We start from the raw sequence: 206 nt of genomic DNA, 5'->3' as shown, positions 1-206 counted from the left end.
ACAGGGGCTCGTCGACGTCGCGATGCTCTGTGGCACCGACTTCAACGACGGGATCCGTGGAATCGGACCGAAGACGGCGGTGACGGCGGTGACGGAACACGGCGATCTGTGGGGCGTTCTGGAGGCGCGCGACGCCGAGATACCCGACGCCGAGGCGATCCGCGAGCTGTTCATGAACCCCCCGGCCGAGGACGTCGCGGTCGACA

Annotated in this window: 1 pseudogene; it reads left to right on the top strand. The window is 68.0% G+C overall.

Annotated features, from left to right (window positions below):
- A pseudogene (locus EXE44_RS20130) lies at positions 1-206 on the top strand (flap structure-specific endonuclease); the annotation flags it as partial.

This window comes from Halorubrum sp. SS7, assembly GCF_005435055.1.
In the GTDB taxonomy this organism is placed as follows: domain Archaea; phylum Halobacteriota; class Halobacteria; order Halobacteriales; family Haloferacaceae; genus Halorubrum; species Halorubrum salinarum.
Note: the sequence above shows the minus strand (reverse complement) of the source record. Positions and strands in the feature narration are given on the sequence as shown.